Source organism: Shewanella polaris, from assembly GCF_006385555.1.
Lineage (GTDB): Bacteria > Pseudomonadota > Gammaproteobacteria > Enterobacterales > Shewanellaceae > Shewanella > Shewanella polaris.
This window is the reverse complement of record NZ_CP041036.1, coordinates 1,742,634-1,760,556: the sequence shown is the minus strand read 5'-3', so window position 1 is coordinate 1,760,556 and position 17,923 is coordinate 1,742,634. Positions and strand designations below refer to the sequence as shown.

The window sequence follows — 17,923 nt, the reverse complement described above, 5'->3', positions numbered from 1 at the left end:
TCTGATCAGATTGACTCTTTTTTTGTGATCAATTACTCGTTAGAAGTGAGTGATTGAGACATTAATAAATCAACAAAGACTAGCCTTCGCTGACCATATTGACTGTGTATTTAGGAATATCGATAACCAAATCACAATCAACCACTTTGGCTTGGCACGATAAACGACTTTCTGGCTCTAGGCCCCACGCTTTATCAAGCATGTCGTCTTCTAGCTCATCACTTTCTTCCAGCTTATTGAAGCCTTCACGTACAACAACGTGACACGTGGTACAAGCACATGACTTTTCACACGCGTGCTCAATATTGATTCCATTGCGCAGTGCAACGTCTAAAATAGTTTCGCCAACTTCGGCCTCAAGAACTGCGCCATCAGGACAAAGCTCTTTATGGGGTAAAAATACTAACTGTGGCATTATTTCACCTATATGTTATCGACCGACTGCCCTTTTAGCGCCGCTCTAATAGAATTATCCATGCGTCGTGACGCAAAATCTTGGGTTTTATCATCTAGACTTGCAATCGCTTTCTCAATGGCATCTACATCATCTTGTTGTGCAACGGCATCAAGATGTCCAATCGCCACCATTAATTGTTCACGCTCTTGCTCATCGAGTAAATCAGAATCTTTAGCTAAAGCCGCATTAAGCGATTCTATCACCCGTGCAGCTTCAACTTTTTGCTCAGCCAACATACGACGAGTAATGTCTTCTTTAGCATACTTCATCGAATCTTTTAGCATGGTGGCAATTTCAGTGTCAGACAAACCAAATGAAGGCTTAACTTGAATGGTCGTTTTCACCTTGGTGGATTTCTCCATGGCGGTGACACTTAACAAACCATCAGCATCAACTTGAAACGTCACCCGAATATGTGCAGCACCTGCAGCATGTGGAGGAATACCGTGTAAGGTGAAACGAGCCAATGAACGACAATCTTCAACAAGTTCGCGCTCACCTTGCACCACGTGAAATGCCATTGCCGTTTGGCCATCTTTAAACGTCGTGAATTCTTGTGCTCGAGCTACCGGAATAGTGGTATTACGAGTGACGACTTTTTCCACCAAACCGCCCATTGTCTCAACGCCAAGTGATAACGGAATTACGTCGAGCAGCAGTAAATCTGACTCAGGTTTATTACCCACCAAAATATCAGCTTGAATAGCGGCACCAATAGCAACAACTCGATCAGGATCAATTGAGGTCAGCGGTGTTTTCTTGAAGAAGGCTTCAACTTGTTCACGCACTAAAGGCACTCTAGTTGAACCACCCACCATCACGGTTTCAATGACTTCATCTATACTGACACCGGCGTCGCGTAATGTGCGGCGACAGCTGCCAATGGTTTTTTTAACTAATGCGCTAATTAACTGATTAAATAAGCTCTTATCAACAGTACACGTTAAGATTTTTTCGCCTATAACAACTGATGCTTCAATATTGTCATTATTGGTTAATGCTTCCTTAACTCGACGAGCTTCAATCAGTAATTGTCGTGCCAGTTGATTGTTAGGCTCGGTAATGCCCCACACTGTTTGTAAATGGCTAACAAGCAGATGATCGAAATCATCACCACCTAGTGCAGAATCGCCGCCAGTGGCTAACACTTCAAACACGCCACGATTTAAACGCAGAACGGAGATATCAAATGTGCCACCGCCTAAATCATAAATGGCAATCACACCTTCTTGCTTTGAATCTAATCCATAAGCAATTGCAGCGGCGGTAGGTTCGTTCAGTAAACGTAATACCTTAACGCCCAACAATTCAGCGGCATCTTTAGTGCCTTGACGTTGTGCATCATCAAAATAGGCTGGCACGGTAATCACCACACCTTCTAACTGACCACCTAAAGTCGTTTCTGCACGCGCTATCAAGGGTTTTAAAATTTCGGCAGACACTTGTATGGGATTAACCGGCCCCATAGGAGTAGAGAACACGGGTAAGCCATTTTCACTCGCATTCAATGCGTAGGGTAACCGATGTACACCAGACTGAATATCAGTCAGGCTACGCCCCATAAAACGCTTAACAGATACGATAGTATTTTGTGGATCTAAAGCAGATATTTCTTGAGCTTCATAGCCAACAAGCACTCCGCTATCGCCATAATGCACCACAGAAGGCAACGAATGACGACCTTGTCCATCAGGTAAAGTCAACGCTTGCGCACTTCTTACAGCGGCAACAAGTGAGTTGGTGGTACCAAGATCAATCCCTACCGCAAGACGATGCTGGTGCGGTGCGGCGCTTTGGCCAGGTTCTGCAATTTGCAACAGTGCCATAATGTTCCAACTTGTTGTGTTATCGATTAGCTGAACTAATCATAAATAAGGTTAAATTTTAGGTCTATTTAGTCAAGAAAGCGGTCTTCTATTCGCGCCAACTCATCTTGCAATTTTGCCATAAACTTCAACTTACGAATTTGATCTGCCGCTAATAATGCATCAGCAACATCTTCACTTGCCAATAGAGTCGCTAATTTAGCAAATAATACCGACTCAAATTCAGCAAATGATTCATACAATTCATCAATGGATGCTTGCGGATCGCTACTTTGTTGTATGTCTTCCAGCGCTTCACGCCACTCCATTTGTTGCATCAAAAATGCACCATCTTTTAATGTGGTGGTTTCGTGGCTTAATTCAATACCACGTAAGCTCAACATATGTTCAGCACGACGTAAGGGATTTTTTAACGTTTGATAGCCATCATTAACTTGTGCAGTACGCTGAACTGATAACAACTTTTGTTGTTCGGTATCATTAGCGAATTTATCGGGATGTACCGCCCGTTGCAGTTCGCGATAGCGCTCTGCAAGTAAGGCGGTGTCGATATCAAAGGCAGGTACAACATTAAACAGATTGAAATAATTCATGGGCAGACATCATGCTTACTGTTTGATATAAAACGGCTTAACAGTTAAATAATAGTTAAACGGTGAAACTCTCACCGCAACCACATTCACCCTTTGCGTTTGGATTATTGAACTGAAAACCTTCATTAAGGCCTTCTTTGACAAAATCAAGTTCAATACCTTGCAAATAAATTAAGCTTTTAGCATCAATGATGATATTCATACCATCGATATTATAAACTTCATCATCGTCATTGAGTTCGTCAACGAACTCAATGACATATGCCATACCTGAACAACCTGATGTTCTCAATCCTAGGCGCAAGCCAAGGCCTTTCCCGCGATTAGCAAGAAACGATCTTACTCGATCAGCCGCTGCAGGGGTCATTGAAATTGCCATCTTAACTCCAGGTATTACTTAGCTTGTTTACTTTTATACTCTTCAATTGCTGCTTTAATGGCATCTTCAGCCAAAATTGAACAATGAATTTTAACCGGTGGTAATGCTAATTCTTCAGCGATGTCAGCATTTTTAATGGTCGCGGCTTCATCAACACTTTTGCCTTTAACCCACTCAGTAACTAATGAGCTAGATGCAATTGCACTGCCACAACCATAAGTTTTGAATTTTGCATCTTCAATAATGCCATCAGCATTAATTTTAAGTTGCAACTTCATTACGTCACCACAAGCGGGTGCACCAACCATACCAGTTACTACTGATGGATCGTTTTTATCAAATGAACCTACGTTACGTGGGTTTTCATAATGATCGATTACTTTTTCGCTATAAGCCATGATACTGCTCCAAATTCTGTGTCGTTGTCCGTTTACGATTAATGGTATTACACTTAATTCAACTCAATCGAATTAGTGATGTGCCCATTGAACTTCGTTCAAGTCGATACCATCTTTGAACATCTCCCATAATGGAGACATTTCGCGCAACTTATCGATAGATTCAGTTATCGTTACGATAGCGTGGTCAATTTCTTCATCGGTAGTAAAACGACCTAAAGAGAAACGAATTGAGCTATGTGCCATTTCATCATTTAAACCCAATGCACGTAATACGTAGCTTGGCTCTAAACTTGCTGAAGTACAGGCTGAACCTGAAGAAACGGCTAAGTCTTTTAAGGCCATCATTAACGACTCGCCTTCAACAAAGTTGAAACTTACGTTAAAGATGCCGCTGTAGCGATGTTCCATATCACCGTTAATATAGGTTTCTTCGATATGTTTAATGCCATTCCACAATTTATCGCGTAAACGAGTAATACGTGCACCGTCTACAGCCATATCTTGTTTAGCAATAGCAGCAGCTTCGCCTAACCCAACAATTTGATGGGTTGCTAATGTGCCACTGCGCATACCGCGTTCGTGTCCGCCACCGTGCATTTGCGATTCAAGACGAATACGTGGCTTACGACGAACATATAACGCGCCGATGCCTTTTGGTCCATACATTTTATGGCCAGAAATCGAAATCAAATCTACTTTAGTGGTTTGTACATCAATCGGTATTTTACCTGCACTTTGTGCAGCATCCATATGGAAGAAGATACCTTTTGAGCGGCATAATTCACCAATCGCATCGATATCTTGAATCACACCTATTTCGTTGTTAACGTGCATAATACTGACCAAAATGGTGTCGTCGCGCATTGCTGCTTCTAAACGTTCCATTGGAATAAGGCCGTTAGCATCGGGTACCAGATAAGTCACTTCATAACCTTCGCGCTCTAACTGACGGCAAGTGTCTAACGTTGCCTTATGCTCAGTTTTGCTGGTGATGATGTGTTTGCCCTTTTTACTGTAAAAATGAGCAATACCTTTAATAGCAAGGTTACTTGATTCTGTAGCGCCTGAGGTAAAAACTATTTCACGGTGATCAGCATTAATTAAATCGGCAACTTGATTACGGGCGACATCAACCGCCTCTTCAGCTTGCCAACCATAACGATGTGAACGCGATGCTGGATTACCAAACACGCCGTCCATTGTCATGTGTTGCATCATTTTTTCTGCGACACGCGGATCTACAGGGGTTGTTGCGGCATAATCTAAATAGATAGGAAGCTTCATAACACACTCCGTACTTAGCAGTCTCAGGTGAGGCTACATACAACGTACAAATAATTATTATATATCAATCAACATAGTTGAGTTACAAACTCACTCTATGTTCCTTTTGTATTTCGTCTTGCTTTAGCGAGATAAATTGAACGTCTCGTTTTTGCATTAAACCTGCAAGCGAAATACTGTTTAAAAAATCAGAAATTTGTTTACTTAAGTCGCCCCATAAAGAATGGGTTAGGCAACGTGTACCGCTTTGGCAGTTACCTTGTCCTTGACAACGAGTGGCATCTACAGATTCATCAACAGCATGCACGACCATGCCAACTGAGATATCGACGGCATCTAAACCTAAACGATAACCACCACCAGGTCCGCGGACACTCGACACCAAACCATTTTTACGTAACTTTGCGAAGAGTTGTTCAAGATAAGACAAAGAGATACCTTGTCTTTCAGAAATATCGGCTAAGGGCACGGGACCAGTAGCTGAGTGAATCGCAACATCCAGCATAGCTGTCACTGCATAGCGACCTTTTGATGTAAGTTTCATAACTTGTACTGCTCCCAAAAAGTATGCAGTAATTTCAACATACCCTAGTAATTTAGTCAAGTATTAATCCTACTAAAACACTCGGGTATTATGGTCTTGCTTATAACAAAAAGGTCCATATTTTCGCAGAGAGTATTTAACCTTTTTATGTCATAAAATTCAATGCCAACAGGATAATTAATCGTATTATCGGTCGATTTATTGACTTGAATCTACAATGACTTATTTATTTCTAAATACTAGGGTCGAACTTGTTAATGTCTTGTTTACGAATAGTGGCAGCTTTTCTAGAAGCATCATCAAATGCATCAACGTTCAACTCTGGTAATTTTTTGGTACACACCTCGCCACCCATAGATTGAATGGCACTACACACTTCTTGTACTTTTGAGTCCATTAAATGCATATGGTCCAGCATTTGACCAATAGCATTTGCTACTGGATCAGGATTATCTGGCGATACGGCATATGCATCAAAGCCATATTTTTTAGCCATCTCAGTGCGACGCTCAGTTTTCTCTTTTGATTGATTCGTCGGCGAAGACACCACTCGTCCAGGGATACCTACCACGGTATTATCACTGGCAACATCTTTAACAACGACAGAATTTGACCCCACACGCGCACCATCATGCATAGTGATCGGCCCAAGTATCTTAGCCCCAGCACCAATGACCACATTATTACCTAAAGTTGGATGACGTTTGCCTGGCTGCCAGGTTGTACCGCCCAAAGTAACACTATGATAAAGCGTGCAATCATCACCTATTTCAGCGGTTTCACCGATAACAACACCCATGCCATGGTCAATGAAAAAACGGCGACCAATGGTGGCGCCTGGATGTATTTCAACACCAGTTAACCAACGAGAAAATGTCGATAAACAGCGCGCAGTAAAGCGCCAGTTGGCGAGCCAAAGTTTATGACTTATACGATGGATCCAAATAGCATGCATACCAGGATAATTAAACAATATCTCGATAGTACTGTTTGCAGCAGGATCACGATGATAAATTGATTCTATATCTTCTTTTAACCTAGCGATAACGGCCATGATGTGTTCCTTACTACTAATCTATTTATCCATTTTCTTATCAATGGAGGTCAAAATACCCCGAAGAATATTCATCTCTTGCGCTTCAATACGTGCTCGAGTATACAAACGACGAAGTTTAGTCATAACTTGCCCTGGATGATTTTTAATCACAAAACCAGTTTTAGACAAAGTAGACTCTAGGTGAATGAAGAAACGTTCTAGCTCATCAGTCAATGGATATGCCTCTGTTTCAGCCGGAGTTTCAGTTTGTGCTAAATGGGCAACTCGGGTTTCATAACAAATAATCTGTACAGCTTGAGCAAGATTTAACGAACTGTATTCAGGGTTAGCAGGAATCGCCACGTGATAAGTACACTTTTGTAACTCTTCATTGCTTAAACCATGATTTTCACGTCCAAATACGATGGCAACAGGGCCGTTTAAACTTTCCTGAGTCAATTTTTGACCCGCCTCACGGGGATCTAGCATAGGCCAATCTAATGTACGACTGCGTGCACTGGTTGCAATGACTAAACTACAGTCAGCAATGGCTTCTTCTAATGAGTCAACTCGAGTTAGATTCTTAAGAATATCTGACGCACCTGCTGCAAGCGCTATCGATTGTCCATCTGGCTCAGTTCTTGGCTCAGCGAGATATAAATTAGATAACCCCATAGTTTTCATTGCTCTTGCTGTAGAGCCAATATTACCAGGGTGCGAGGTACCAACTAAAACAACACGAATATTACTGAGCATGTAGCACTTTCTTTTAACTAAAAATATTATCCGCATGTTAACACAATCATTAAAAATTACGTTATATGAAAATCTGCATTTGATATAACCCTCAAATAAAGTATAATGCGGGCGCTATTTTACTCGTTCTTTAACATCCAGGGGATTGCAATGCATCCGATGCTGACTATTGCCACGCGCGCTGCACGCGCTGCGGGCCAAACTATTATGCGCGCCTATACTGAACTTGACCGTGTTGAGGTAAGCAGTAAAGGTATCAATGATTTCGTGACTAGTGTAGATAAGGAAGCAGAAGCAACTATTACTTACCAAATTCGTAAATCGTACCCAGACCACACTATCATTGGTGAGGAAAACGGTGAAAACCGTGGCGATAATAATGATTACATTTGGATAGTAGATCCTTTGGATGGCACCAACAACTTCGTTCGTGGCATACCTCATTTTGCAGTATCTATCGCACTTCAATATAAAGGCAAAATTGAAGTTGCTGTTATTTACGATCCTGTCCGTGAAGAGTTATTTTCAGCGGTTCGTGGTAAAGGCGCTAAGCTGAATGATTTCCGCATGCGCGTAACCAACGTAAATGATTTAACTAGCACTATGATTGGCACTGGTTTTCCATTCAAAGCACGTCAACACACCGAAACCTATATGGCTATTCTAGCGGAAGTATTTCCGTTGTGTGCTGATATCCGTCGTGGTGGTTCAGCTGCTCTAGATTTAGCTTATGTTGCTGCTGGTCGTTTAGATGGTTTCTTTGAAATTGGTCTTAAGCCATGGGACATTGCTGCGGGCGACTTAATTTGTCGTGAAGCTGGCGGCACTGTTACCGACTTTATGGGCGGACACAACTATATGGTTTCAGGAAACATTGTGGCTGGTAGTCCAAAAGTGACAACTCAATTGGTTAAGACCATGCGCCCTTTGCTTAATGAAGCCCTAAAACGTTAGTCGTTTTATCCACATTGAGGTAATTGTTAATGTTAACAATTACCATCACAATTGATAAAAATCGCTAAAGCAGACTTTAGCGATTTTTTTATACCTTTATATTGTAACAGCTCCCCATACTTCTCATATTTTCCAACATTATGCACCCAGGTTGTTACTGAAATATCAGTGATACCCAAGCGTTACTATTCATAATCTCTAAATAAGCTATGACACATCTTGCAAAATCGAATCAGAACACTGGGAAAACATCCAAAAGTCATCAATAATGGTTTTTTAATTTTTCAAATGAAGATGACTATGCAATTACTACGCGGTTTAGGCCTAAAATCCTTAAAAAGTATCGAACACTTAGTATTATTTATTATTGCACTGGCGACAATATTTGCCATTGGCGAAGAAATTTTTCATATGATTGACATTCGCACAGTAGAACTAGCAGATTTACTCCTGCTGTTCATATATCTTGAAGTGTTAGCCATGGTCGTCAATTATATTGAGTCGGGTAAATTACCTATCCGTATGCCACTTTATATTGCGATTGTTGCATTGGCTCGATACTTGATTTTAGACATGAAAGGTATGGAAGATTGGCGTATTTTAGCCATCTCACTTTCAACAATAGTGCTCGCCAGTACCGTTATAGTGATCCGCTGGGGCCAATTGAAAATGCCTTACCCTAAAAACCAAGACTATGATAATTAATCACGTTAACTGCCACTGAAAATACCAAGTATCGATTACTCAGTATTATAATCGTAATTTTATCTTGCTTAACAAAATAGTTATGCTAAAAATTATTATAGGGTAGAAAATTACTGGAGGTTAAAAATTTATACGTTAATATAAAAGGTTAGCACTCAACACTAAATTTTAAAGACAGCAATAATGAGCTAAACAACAATTCAAGTTGCCGATAGACGGATCATTTCAAGGAGAAATACGATGAGCCAAGAACCAGCTGGATTCGAAGAAAAACGCGGTTCGTTACGTGTTGATATGGAAGCCGAGCGGATCCGATTGGATTGGATTAATGCACATGGTGAATCATGTATCGACCATGGTATTTGTATTGATCTTGCTCGCAAAGGGGTATTATTTGATTTTAAATTGTCTTTTAAACTAGGTGATTTGATAGCCTTAACCTTCAATGAAAATACCGACAAACAAAATACCATAAAAGGTCAAGTTTGCCGTTGCACCGAATGCTCACCTCATAGTTACCATATTGCTTTACAGCTAATTTAATTGATAATTTTTGCAGTCCCCTATGACTGCTCTATACTCAAGCTAAAATAGTAATCAATATTTCAGTGCTATAAAGCTTCTAGAATCAAGGAATACAACATGATATTGCTGGTTGGTGGAGAAAAAGGTGGCAGTGGCAAAAGCTGTTTAGCACAAAATATTGCTGTGCATATTAGTCAAAAAAATGATGCAAATGTGCTCATGGTTGATTGTGATCCACAACGAACCACATCAGACTGGATCCAAGCTCGCAATAATGACCCCAATCTAAAAGCCATCAATTGTATTCAACTTTATGGCAAAATTCGCAACGATTTGCTAAGCCTAAATGATCGATTTGACTATGTTATTGTTGATTGTGGAGGTCAAGATAACCTAGCAATGCGCGCCGCCATGTCTGTCGCAACCTATGTTGTGCTGCCACTTCGTCCTAAGCGACGCGATCTTAAAACCTTACCTCATATGGAAGACATGCTCAGTACTTGTAAGATGGTCAATCCTAAAATGATTGCCGCCATCGTGATAACACAATGCCCTGCACTACCGTCTCAAGGTAAACGTATTTTAGAAGCTAAAGAAGTGGTTGAGTCTTTTGGTTTACGCGCACTCAATTCAGTAACATTTAGTCGCAATATCTATGATGATAGCGAAGAAAGTGGCTCTTCTGTGCTTGAAATCGATCCGAGCGGTAAAGCGGCTGATGAAATTAGAGCCATTACCGATGAGCTTTTTGCCATCCCACCAGAAAATAGTTATGAGTTTAACTGATCTTAAACGTAAGAAACGCAAAGATACCCAAGTCAAGGTATCTGTAGACGACTTTATTGAAGATGCTAATAATTATGCATTTGGTATAGGAACATCACATGATCAACCCGATATCACATCAACGGCTCAAGAATTTTTATCAGGACTCGATAAAAAAAGTACCAAAATTTATCGTCATGCCACTTTTACACTAACCGAGAAAAGCATTTCACAATTAGATGAAATAGCTAAAACCAGTAAAGTGGCTAAATCCAAAATTCTTAGAATACTCATTGATCAGTTTTATCAGCAAAGTGGCGCTAAACAATCTGATTTATTGCGTAAAGCGTCACGTTAACAACAACATTTTTCGATTAAAATCATCAGATATGTCGACATAAACTCTATGCAATAATGCATGATATTTACTTTTAAAGCCTGGCCTCTTGGGGTACTGATATAGTTTGTTATATTGACAATTTATCATGGTCGACTTATTACAATCGATAAAAAATGATAAGTTAGCTGAGTATCTAAACACATTAGTCTCAGCTCCCTCATAGCCTTGCGTTGATAATCGATTTCTACTGTTGATGGCTTTTTATATCATACTAAAATTGAGGTAATATGATTTTTCATTACACGGTTTCTCTGTGAACGAGATGCAACTAACGAGGCTTGACGGGCCAATGACTACTCTCTAACAATAGTCAAAAAATCATTTATCTACCATGTAATCCAAAGAGAATATATGTCGTTAATATTACTGCTAACGCAACAAATGTGCGTCTACTTAGTGATTGTTTACTTAGTCAGTAAAACGCCATTGTTTAAACTTTTCGCTGAAACATCAAAACGCCTCCCTCATAAAGTCTTTATCTATCTGGTTTTTTCCTGCTTTTGTATTTTGGCAACTTACTTTGGTGAGCAAACATCTGGAGCCATTGCCAATACTCGCGCTATGGGTGCTGTGTTAGGCGGGTTGCTTGGCGGCCCAATCACGGGATTATTGGTTGGTTTAACGGGTGGATTACATCGTTATTCGATGGGCGGATTTACAGATATAGCCTGTGCCATATCAACCGCCTTGGAAGGATTGTCGGCTGGAATAATCAGTTATTATTTTACTAAAGCCGGAAAATCAGAAATGACTTATCAGCCCATAGTCGTATTTGGGGTGACATTTATGGCTGAAATAATGCAGATGGCGATTATTTTACTCGTCGCTAAACCCTTTGACCAAGCTTGGGAACTGGTCAAATTAATCGCGCCGCCTATGCTTCTAATAAACTCACTGGGCGCAGCAATGTTTATGAGCATCCTTCGCGACCAAAAAGCCATGTTTGATAAATTATCATCCAGCTTCTCAACCAAAGCGCTAAAAATAGCAGAGCGCAGTGTAGGCTTACTTTCAAAAGGATTTGATGTCGAATCGAGTAAAAAGGTCGCTCAAATCGTTATCGAAGAAACTCAAGTCGGGTCTGTTGCTATTACTGATAGACATAAACTACTGGCATTTATCGGTATTGGGGCCGATCATCATCTCACTAATACCCCCATTTCATCGCAAATCACACTTGATGCTATTGCACAAAATAAGGTGATGTTTGCCGATGGCGTCTACACCCCTTATACCTGCTCTATATCAGCTCATTGCAGATTAGGTTCAAGCTTAGTTATCCCACTGCGCAGTAATGATGAAGTCATTGGTACCATTAAATTATACGAACCTAAAAATAAATTATTTTTGAATATTAATCGCACCTTAGGTGAAGGGATAGCAAGATTACTTTCAAACCAGATTTTGTTTGGCCGGTTTGAACAACAAAAGAGTTTATTGATGCAGGCGGAAATCAAATTATTACAAGCCCAAGTCAATCCTCACTTTCTGTTTAATGCGCTAAACACTATCAGCGCAATCATTAACCGTGATCCTCAGATGTCTAAAAAGTTATTACAACAATTGTCTCAATTCCTACGGATAAATCTTACTCGAACCACTGGACTAGTTACCTTAGCCGATGAGTTGGAACATATTGATGCATACCTTGCCATTGAACATGCACGTTTTATTGACAAACTAAAGGTCAGTATTAGTATTCCAAAGATATATCATCACCTAAAAATGCCAGCATTTACCCTGCAACCTCTTATTGAAAATGCGGTTAAACATGGCACCTCACGAATGCTTGAAGCCGGTATGATTAGAGTTGAGGCTTCAATAGAAGGTGATGATTTGTTACTGAGTGTCACAGACAATGCTGGGTTGTATCACCCCTCAAAAAATACTGAAGGATTAGGCATGAACTTAGTCCATAAACGGTTGCAAAACTTATTTGGTGAACAATATGGCATTGAAGTCCAAAGCCAAGCTGATGAGTTTACTTGCGTACAAGTACGCATACCGTTAGAGGAGCAAGTCTCATGATTTCATGCTTAATTATTGACGATGAACCTTTTGCCCGCCAAGAAGTGGCTGACCTTCTCGAAAAACATCCAGATATTAAAATATTAGGGCAATGCAGTAACGCCATTGAAGCCCTACAACAAATTAACGTGTTAAAGCCTGATCTAATTTTTATTGATATTCAAATGCCGCGGATTAATGGCATGGAACTCATTGCCATGCTTAATCCCGAACAAGTGCCAAGAGCGGTGTTTATTACGGCTTTTGATGAGTATGCAATAAAAGCATTCGACAACAATGCCTTCGATTACTTACTTAAACCTATAGACGAAAAACGCTTTAACCAAACGATAGAAAAAGTACGCGCAAATATGACGCCGCAACCAATGACACAAATACTGCCCGCACAACTAGCTCATTTGCCCTGTTACAGTGGCAATAAACTCAAAGTGATTGCCACTGCGGATGTCGAATTTGTTGTCAGTGATGTTGGCGGTATTCATGTACATTCAAATAAAGGCAACAGCCACACCCAATTAACCCTTAAGGTGTTAGAACAAAAAACCGCTTTATTTCGTTGCCATAAACAATATTTACTAGCCCCAAGTGCAATTTGTGAAATTGAAATAACCGACACGGGCGCGAAAGTCACCACCCATAGCGGTGCTAATGTGCCAGTTTCACGTCGTTACCTCAAAGAATTAAAGCAGTTGCTTGGCTTTCAATAGCCCTGTTCAAAATAAACTCAGCGTGATTTCTACCACACTTGTCGAGTATGTAGCACCGCTCAAGTCAGCTATTTACCGCTTACCTTGCCTTTTTAACCTGTTACTCAGTTAGCCTGCTTTTCATATTGCCGATGTTTTAAAATATCCCCAATATAAAAATGGGGATATAAAAAATGACTTGGTTTCTACTCTGTGTTGGATTACTCATTGGCGGCTATTTTATTTATGGGGCCTTCGTCGAGAAAGTATTTGGGATTAGCACCCAAAGACAAACACCCGCATACACTCATACAGACGGCGTCGACTTTGTGCCTATGTCTAAAGGTAAAGTGTATTTAATTCAATTACTCAATATTGCAGGTGTAGGTCCAATTTTTGGTCCTATTTTAGGTGCTCTATACGGTCCAGCAGCCATGCTATGGATTGTGTTTGGATGTGTGTTTGCTGGCGCCGTTCACGATTATTTCTCAGGTATGCTATCGGTACGAAACAATGGTCAATCAGTACCAAATTTGGCGGGTAAATACCTAGGTAAAAACGCCAAACACTTTATGAATTTTTTTGCGATTATTCTACTATTGTTAGTCGGAGTGGTATTTATCTCTGCTCCAGCAGGCTTACTCAGCAAATTAACCGGATTTGATGTTGCTATTTTTGTTGGCATTATTTTCTGTTATTACTTAATTGCGACCATAGTGCCAATCGATAAAATCATCGGTCGCTTCTATCCATTCTTTGGCGCGTTGTTAGTATTTATGTCACTTGGTTTAACCATCGCATTAATGCTTTCAAGCGAACATACCATGTTACCGGGCTTTGAAATAGGTGACTTCTTTACCAACCTTAACCCTAACGATATGCCATTATGGCCGGCATTGTTCATCACGATTGCCTGTGGTGCTGTATCTGGTTTTCATGCGACACAATCTCCACTCATGGCCCGTTGTGTTCAAAATGAATCAAATGGTCGCTTTGTGTTTTTTGGCGCGATGATTGGCGAAGGCGTTATCGCCTTAATCTGGTGTGCTATTGCATTGTCATACTTTGATGGTATAGAAGGTCTTAATGCCGGTATGGCTGGTAACCCTGCTAACGTAGTATATGAAGCATCTAACGGTCTGCTTGGTACCTTTGGTGGTTTCTTAGCTATCCTTGGCGTGATTGTATTACCTATCACATCTGGCGACACCGCATTTCGTTCAGCACGCTTAATCTTGGCAGAGTTCTTTAACATCAAACAAGTCGCGTTACCTAAGCGGTTACTGCTAGCGTTACCATTATTTGCTATCGGTGCAATGTTAACCCAAGTCGACTTTGGCATTATCTGGCGTTACTTTGGTGTTGCAAACCAAACCACTGCTGTATTGATGCTATGGACCGCGGCAGCTTACTTACTTCGCCATAATAAATTCCATTGGATTTGTACCGTCCCAGCGATGTTCATGACCTGTGTTGTTATTAGCTTCATGTTGAATTCATCAACATTAGGAGCAGGTTTACCAATGGTTGTGTCTACGGTAGCGGGAATGGTCACCACATTCATTATTGCAGCAATGATTATTATTAAAACCAAAGGTAAAGGTGACATTGATACTGATGATGACGAAGAGAAAATTGAATTAGCAAATGAGCTATAACCATTAATGTGGAACAAAAAACGGCAGCTTAAGCTGCCGTTTTTGTGTTGATATCACTTTGACAGCAATGTGGGTATAATATTACCAAACTCAATTAGCTCGCACGGTCCATGACACAAGCAAACAACCCGCTTCACGGCATTAAACTGGAAACCATTGTTACCGAACTCGTTGAAAAGTACGGTTGGGAGCAATTAGGCTCTAGAATCAACATTCAATGTTTCAAAGACAATCCGAGTGTAAAATCAAGCTTGAAGTTTTTACGCAAAACACCTTGGGCTCGTGACAAAGTTGAATACTTGTATCTTAAAGCCAACAAATTACCATTACCGCCGCCAAAAGATAATTCTCGCAAACCGGCTAGTCCAAAAGCCGTCACTGCCAGAAAAACACCCACAACCAAAGTCAGTGAACAAAGCGATAAGCCAAGCAAACCCGTTAATGCTGATATTTGGGGGAATGGTTAACATCATATAACCAATGCGATGAGTGTTGTTGTTGCAGCACTTATATGTAGCCTTTATAGTGATGTCAACGCGAAGCGCTACTAACGGAAATGTTAAAGTGGAAATTCGAAAATAATTCGCCACACCTTCAAGCCACCGCCAACCTGATAACTCAAGCCTAAGTGTTTTATTTCGACACTGTCCAAGCCAATAGCAGCAAAATTAATCGGTTTTGAAAATGCCAGAGTGGCGCCTATTTCATAGGTATATGAAGTGAGTACATCTTTGCCAACTGGGGTTACAAATTTAAGTTGGTTAAAATACCAATGTCCTGCAACAAACATCCGTGGTTCAACCCGCATATCATCCCATTGCCAATCATAATTAAAGCCAAAGTCGACACCACTTTTCAAAACAGAATACCCTTCGGTACTGTCGTTTTGATTACTTTTATAACCTGCATAATAAACTCGATTAACCCATACAGGGCTATAATCAGCTGAGCCAAAGCGATACAAGGTCGACAAGCCAGTCGAAAAAATACCCACATGGCTATAAGTGGAGAAATTATGCCCGTAACCTAAGTCGACATAGGATTCGACCGTTAATTTATCGTCCACCAGCCAATGGTATTCAATCCCTGGTGTTAAGGTAATCGTACCAACATTTTTCGGTAAACTGCCACCGGGCAAATCATTAAATGAATAATCAAAAAAACCAAACGATGCGGTAAATCGCAGTTTTAATAAATGGTCAGCAGATTTTTCTAGCTCAAAGCCTAACGGCACATTTATCACCGCGGCACTTTGGCCTGATGTACGGTAAATACCACTGCCTAAATAACTAGCAAAAGCATAATGGGAAGCATCGGGTTCACTGGTAAGCTCATCAGCAAATGCAGAGTGTGTTAGACAACTTAAGCATAAAATAGTCGCCACAGATAAACACAAGGAGGTTAACAAAGAAAATACAGCGGAAGGTTGGCAATGCAACAAACGTAAACAACGACACGATGATAAACCTAAAAGCCCAATTATTTGCCCTTGCTCCATCACCATACCGTTATTATTTCGTCAATTTATTCATCGTGAAAATGGTATTCCGACATCATATGACCTAGTTCAGTCGACTTAGTCTTTAAATATGATTCGTTATAACGGTTTTTACCCACTTGCAATGGAATACGTTCAACGACTTCAATACCAGCATCTTGCATAGCGGTGACTTTACGAGGATTGTTGGTCATCAACCTCACTTTAGTCACACCAATTTTCTCTAGCATTGGTAAAATCATATCGTACTTACGCATATCAGCTTCAAAACCTAACTGCAAATTGGCTTCGACCGTATTGGCACCAGCATCTTGTAACTCATAGGCTCGAATTTTATTGAGTAAGCCAATGCCTCGACCTTCTTGACGCAAGTACAACAAAAAGCCTTGACCTTTTTCTGCCACATTTTGCATTGCCGCTTGTAATTGAAAACCACAATCACAACGTAAACTAAATAACGCATCACCAGTCAAACATTCAGAATGAATACGACCTAGCATAGGTTGAGTAGGATCCAGCTGACCAAATGTCAACGCAACGTGTTCTTTACCTGTGGCGGTATCTTCAAAACCGTGCATAGCAAAAACACCCCAAGGAGTGGGTAACTTAGATGTTGCGATATATTTTATCGACATGAATTAACCTTACGACGACTAACTGTAAAAGATAATATTAAAACTTTGCAGGAGCAAAACCAGTGACTTCTTTAATGCCCATTTCTCGGCCTAATGCCGTCAAAGGGTGAACGACAATTAAGCCTTTAACTGATTTATTTAATTTTCCCATATCGGCTTGTTCAGCTTTGGTTAGTGGACGTTTAAACCCTAACGCTTTTAATGCTGAGCCTTCTTGGCTAAATTGGCGAGTTTGTTGGCCTTTAATACTTGCTATTCGCTTAGTAACAGCTGCCACTTCTTTTTTAAACTGCACGACAACAGCGGCGTCGCCACGTTGTTCAGCCGCAGCCAACTTGCGACGAAACTTGTCTAATTTATCATTCAATGTTTGCAGTTCTAGCTTTAAATTCATTTGATTACCTTAAATGCTTTGGTGTGTTTAGTGAATCGTTACACTTAAACGTTTATCACAACACCGTTTCGGAGGCAGATTATATACCCAAAACCACCTAAGATGCGAATAGCAAACGCTTCATATATGAATGTACTGGTAAAGTATTTCATCTCGAACATATATTCCAAGTATCGTTGCATTATATCAAACAATCAATGCCACCTTACAGCACATCTCATTCATTAATCGCAGCAATGTGTGTTTATTCACAGTACCGAACGTTACCTCAGAGTTTATAGCCTTGAACCTACCTACAGTCATGTTTAAATCTTACTCAATCCGCTTGATTTAACAGCATTCAAATCATTTCCGCTTGTTTTTTTTACATATAGCGCTAGAAATTATTGTAATGATTAT

21 protein-coding genes are annotated in these 17,923 nt (G+C 40.4%); 9 read left to right on the top strand and 12 right to left on the bottom strand.

The annotated features are described in order from the left end of the window. Positions 1-79: 79 nt before the first annotated feature. From fdx to trmJ, 9 genes are all read right to left on the bottom strand, one after another. Entirely contained in the window at positions 80-415 is a 336-nt protein-coding gene (fdx, locus tag FH971_RS07715) for an ISC system 2Fe-2S type ferredoxin (protein ID WP_137221288.1), read from the bottom strand. 8 nt (positions 416-423) lie between these two features. Then, the gene (hscA, locus tag FH971_RS07710) at positions 424-2,283 is read right to left on the bottom strand and encodes a Fe-S protein assembly chaperone HscA (protein ID WP_140233918.1); all 1,860 of its coding nucleotides are present in this window, start codon (positions 2,281-2,283) and stop codon (positions 424-426) included. Positions 2,284-2,351: 68 nt separating this feature from the next. Next, positions 2,352-2,876, bottom strand: coding sequence for a co-chaperone HscB (gene hscB, locus FH971_RS07705; protein ID WP_140233917.1), 525 nt, complete (start codon positions 2,874-2,876; stop codon positions 2,352-2,354). A 55-nt stretch (positions 2,877-2,931) separates the two neighbouring features. Beyond that, positions 2,932-3,255: an iron-sulfur cluster assembly protein IscA gene (gene iscA / locus FH971_RS07700; RefSeq protein WP_137221294.1), complete on the bottom strand. Its 324-nt coding sequence runs from the start codon at positions 3,253-3,255 to the stop codon at positions 2,932-2,934. A gap of 14 nt (positions 3,256-3,269) precedes the next feature. Beyond that, positions 3,270-3,653 (bottom strand): Fe-S cluster assembly scaffold IscU, encoded by a 384-nt coding sequence (gene iscU, locus FH971_RS07695; RefSeq protein WP_137221296.1) that lies wholly within the window; start codon positions 3,651-3,653, stop codon positions 3,270-3,272. 72 nt (positions 3,654-3,725) lie between these two features. Next, on the bottom strand, positions 3,726-4,940 hold the full coding sequence (locus FH971_RS07690) for an IscS subfamily cysteine desulfurase (RefSeq protein WP_137221298.1): 1,215 nt from the start codon (positions 4,938-4,940) through the stop codon (positions 3,726-3,728). Positions 4,941-5,022: 82 nt separating this feature from the next. Then, complete coding sequence (iscR, locus tag FH971_RS07685) at positions 5,023-5,484, bottom strand: Fe-S cluster assembly transcriptional regulator IscR (protein ID WP_137221300.1); 462 nt, start codon at positions 5,482-5,484, stop codon at positions 5,023-5,025. A gap of 232 nt (positions 5,485-5,716) precedes the next feature. Continuing rightward, a complete protein-coding gene (cysE, locus tag FH971_RS07680) occupies positions 5,717-6,538 on the bottom strand; it encodes a serine O-acetyltransferase (RefSeq protein ID WP_137221302.1) in 822 nt (273 codons plus the stop codon). A gap of 21 nt (positions 6,539-6,559) precedes the next feature. Further along, the gene (gene trmJ / locus FH971_RS07675) at positions 6,560-7,276 is read right to left on the bottom strand and encodes a tRNA (cytosine(32)/uridine(32)-2'-O)-methyltransferase TrmJ (RefSeq protein ID WP_140233916.1); all 717 of its coding nucleotides are present in this window, start codon (positions 7,274-7,276) and stop codon (positions 6,560-6,562) included. A gap of 150 nt (positions 7,277-7,426) precedes the next feature. On the opposite strand from trmJ, the gene suhB reads away from it, so the two are divergent. From suhB to FH971_RS07630, 9 genes are all read left to right on the top strand, one after another. Beyond that, entirely contained in the window at positions 7,427-8,230 is an 804-nt protein-coding gene (gene suhB / locus FH971_RS07670; RefSeq protein ID WP_140233915.1) for an inositol-1-monophosphatase, read from the top strand. Between the two features lie 300 nt (positions 8,231-8,530). Then, positions 8,531-8,935, top strand: coding sequence for a phosphate-starvation-inducible protein PsiE (locus FH971_RS07665; RefSeq protein WP_137221308.1), 405 nt, complete (start codon positions 8,531-8,533; stop codon positions 8,933-8,935). Positions 8,936-9,175: 240 nt separating this feature from the next. Then, entirely contained in the window at positions 9,176-9,478 is a 303-nt protein-coding gene (locus FH971_RS07660; RefSeq protein ID WP_140233914.1) for a PilZ domain-containing protein, read from the top strand. Between the two features lie 99 nt (positions 9,479-9,577). Continuing rightward, positions 9,578-10,246 carry an AAA family ATPase gene (locus FH971_RS07655; protein ID WP_140233913.1) on the top strand — a complete coding sequence of 223 codons (669 nt, stop codon included), beginning with the start codon at positions 9,578-9,580 and terminating at the stop codon, positions 10,244-10,246. Then, the gene (locus FH971_RS07650; RefSeq protein ID WP_140233912.1) at positions 10,233-10,583 is read left to right on the top strand and encodes a replication protein RepA; all 351 of its coding nucleotides are present in this window, start codon (positions 10,233-10,235) and stop codon (positions 10,581-10,583) included. Before FH971_RS07655 ends, FH971_RS07650 begins: the two co-directional genes overlap by 14 nt. A gap of 393 nt (positions 10,584-10,976) precedes the next feature. Further along, positions 10,977-12,653 carry a sensor histidine kinase gene (locus FH971_RS07645; RefSeq protein ID WP_140233911.1) on the top strand — a complete coding sequence of 559 codons (1,677 nt, stop codon included), beginning with the start codon at positions 10,977-10,979 and terminating at the stop codon, positions 12,651-12,653. Continuing rightward, positions 12,650-13,360, top strand: a complete 711-nt coding sequence (gene btsR / locus FH971_RS07640; protein ID WP_140233910.1) for a two-component system response regulator BtsR — start codon at positions 12,650-12,652, stop codon at positions 13,358-13,360. The genes FH971_RS07645 and btsR overlap by 4 nt, the downstream gene beginning before the upstream one ends. A gap of 173 nt (positions 13,361-13,533) precedes the next feature. Continuing rightward, the gene (locus FH971_RS07635; protein WP_140233909.1) at positions 13,534-14,997 is read left to right on the top strand and encodes a carbon starvation CstA family protein; all 1,464 of its coding nucleotides are present in this window, start codon (positions 13,534-13,536) and stop codon (positions 14,995-14,997) included. 110 nt (positions 14,998-15,107) lie between these two features. Further along, positions 15,108-15,464: a VF530 family protein gene (locus FH971_RS07630; protein ID WP_140233908.1), complete on the top strand. Its 357-nt coding sequence runs from the start codon at positions 15,108-15,110 to the stop codon at positions 15,462-15,464. 92 nt (positions 15,465-15,556) lie between these two features. Here FH971_RS07630 and FH971_RS07625 read toward each other — a convergent pair whose 3' ends face one another. From FH971_RS07625 to FH971_RS07615, 3 genes are read right to left on the bottom strand one after another with little or no spacing between them, the layout of a single operon-like run. Then, on the bottom strand, positions 15,557-16,495 hold the full coding sequence (locus FH971_RS07625; RefSeq protein ID WP_240778454.1) for a hypothetical protein: 939 nt from the start codon (positions 16,493-16,495) through the stop codon (positions 15,557-15,559). A 26-nt stretch (positions 16,496-16,521) separates the two neighbouring features. After that, entirely contained in the window at positions 16,522-17,130 is a 609-nt protein-coding gene (gene ribA, locus FH971_RS07620) for a GTP cyclohydrolase II (protein WP_137221326.1), read from the bottom strand. A gap of 37 nt (positions 17,131-17,167) precedes the next feature. Continuing rightward, positions 17,168-17,524 carry a YibL family ribosome-associated protein gene (locus tag FH971_RS07615; RefSeq protein WP_140233906.1) on the bottom strand — a complete coding sequence of 119 codons (357 nt, stop codon included), beginning with the start codon at positions 17,522-17,524 and terminating at the stop codon, positions 17,168-17,170. Between the last annotated feature and the right edge of the window lie 399 nt (positions 17,525-17,923).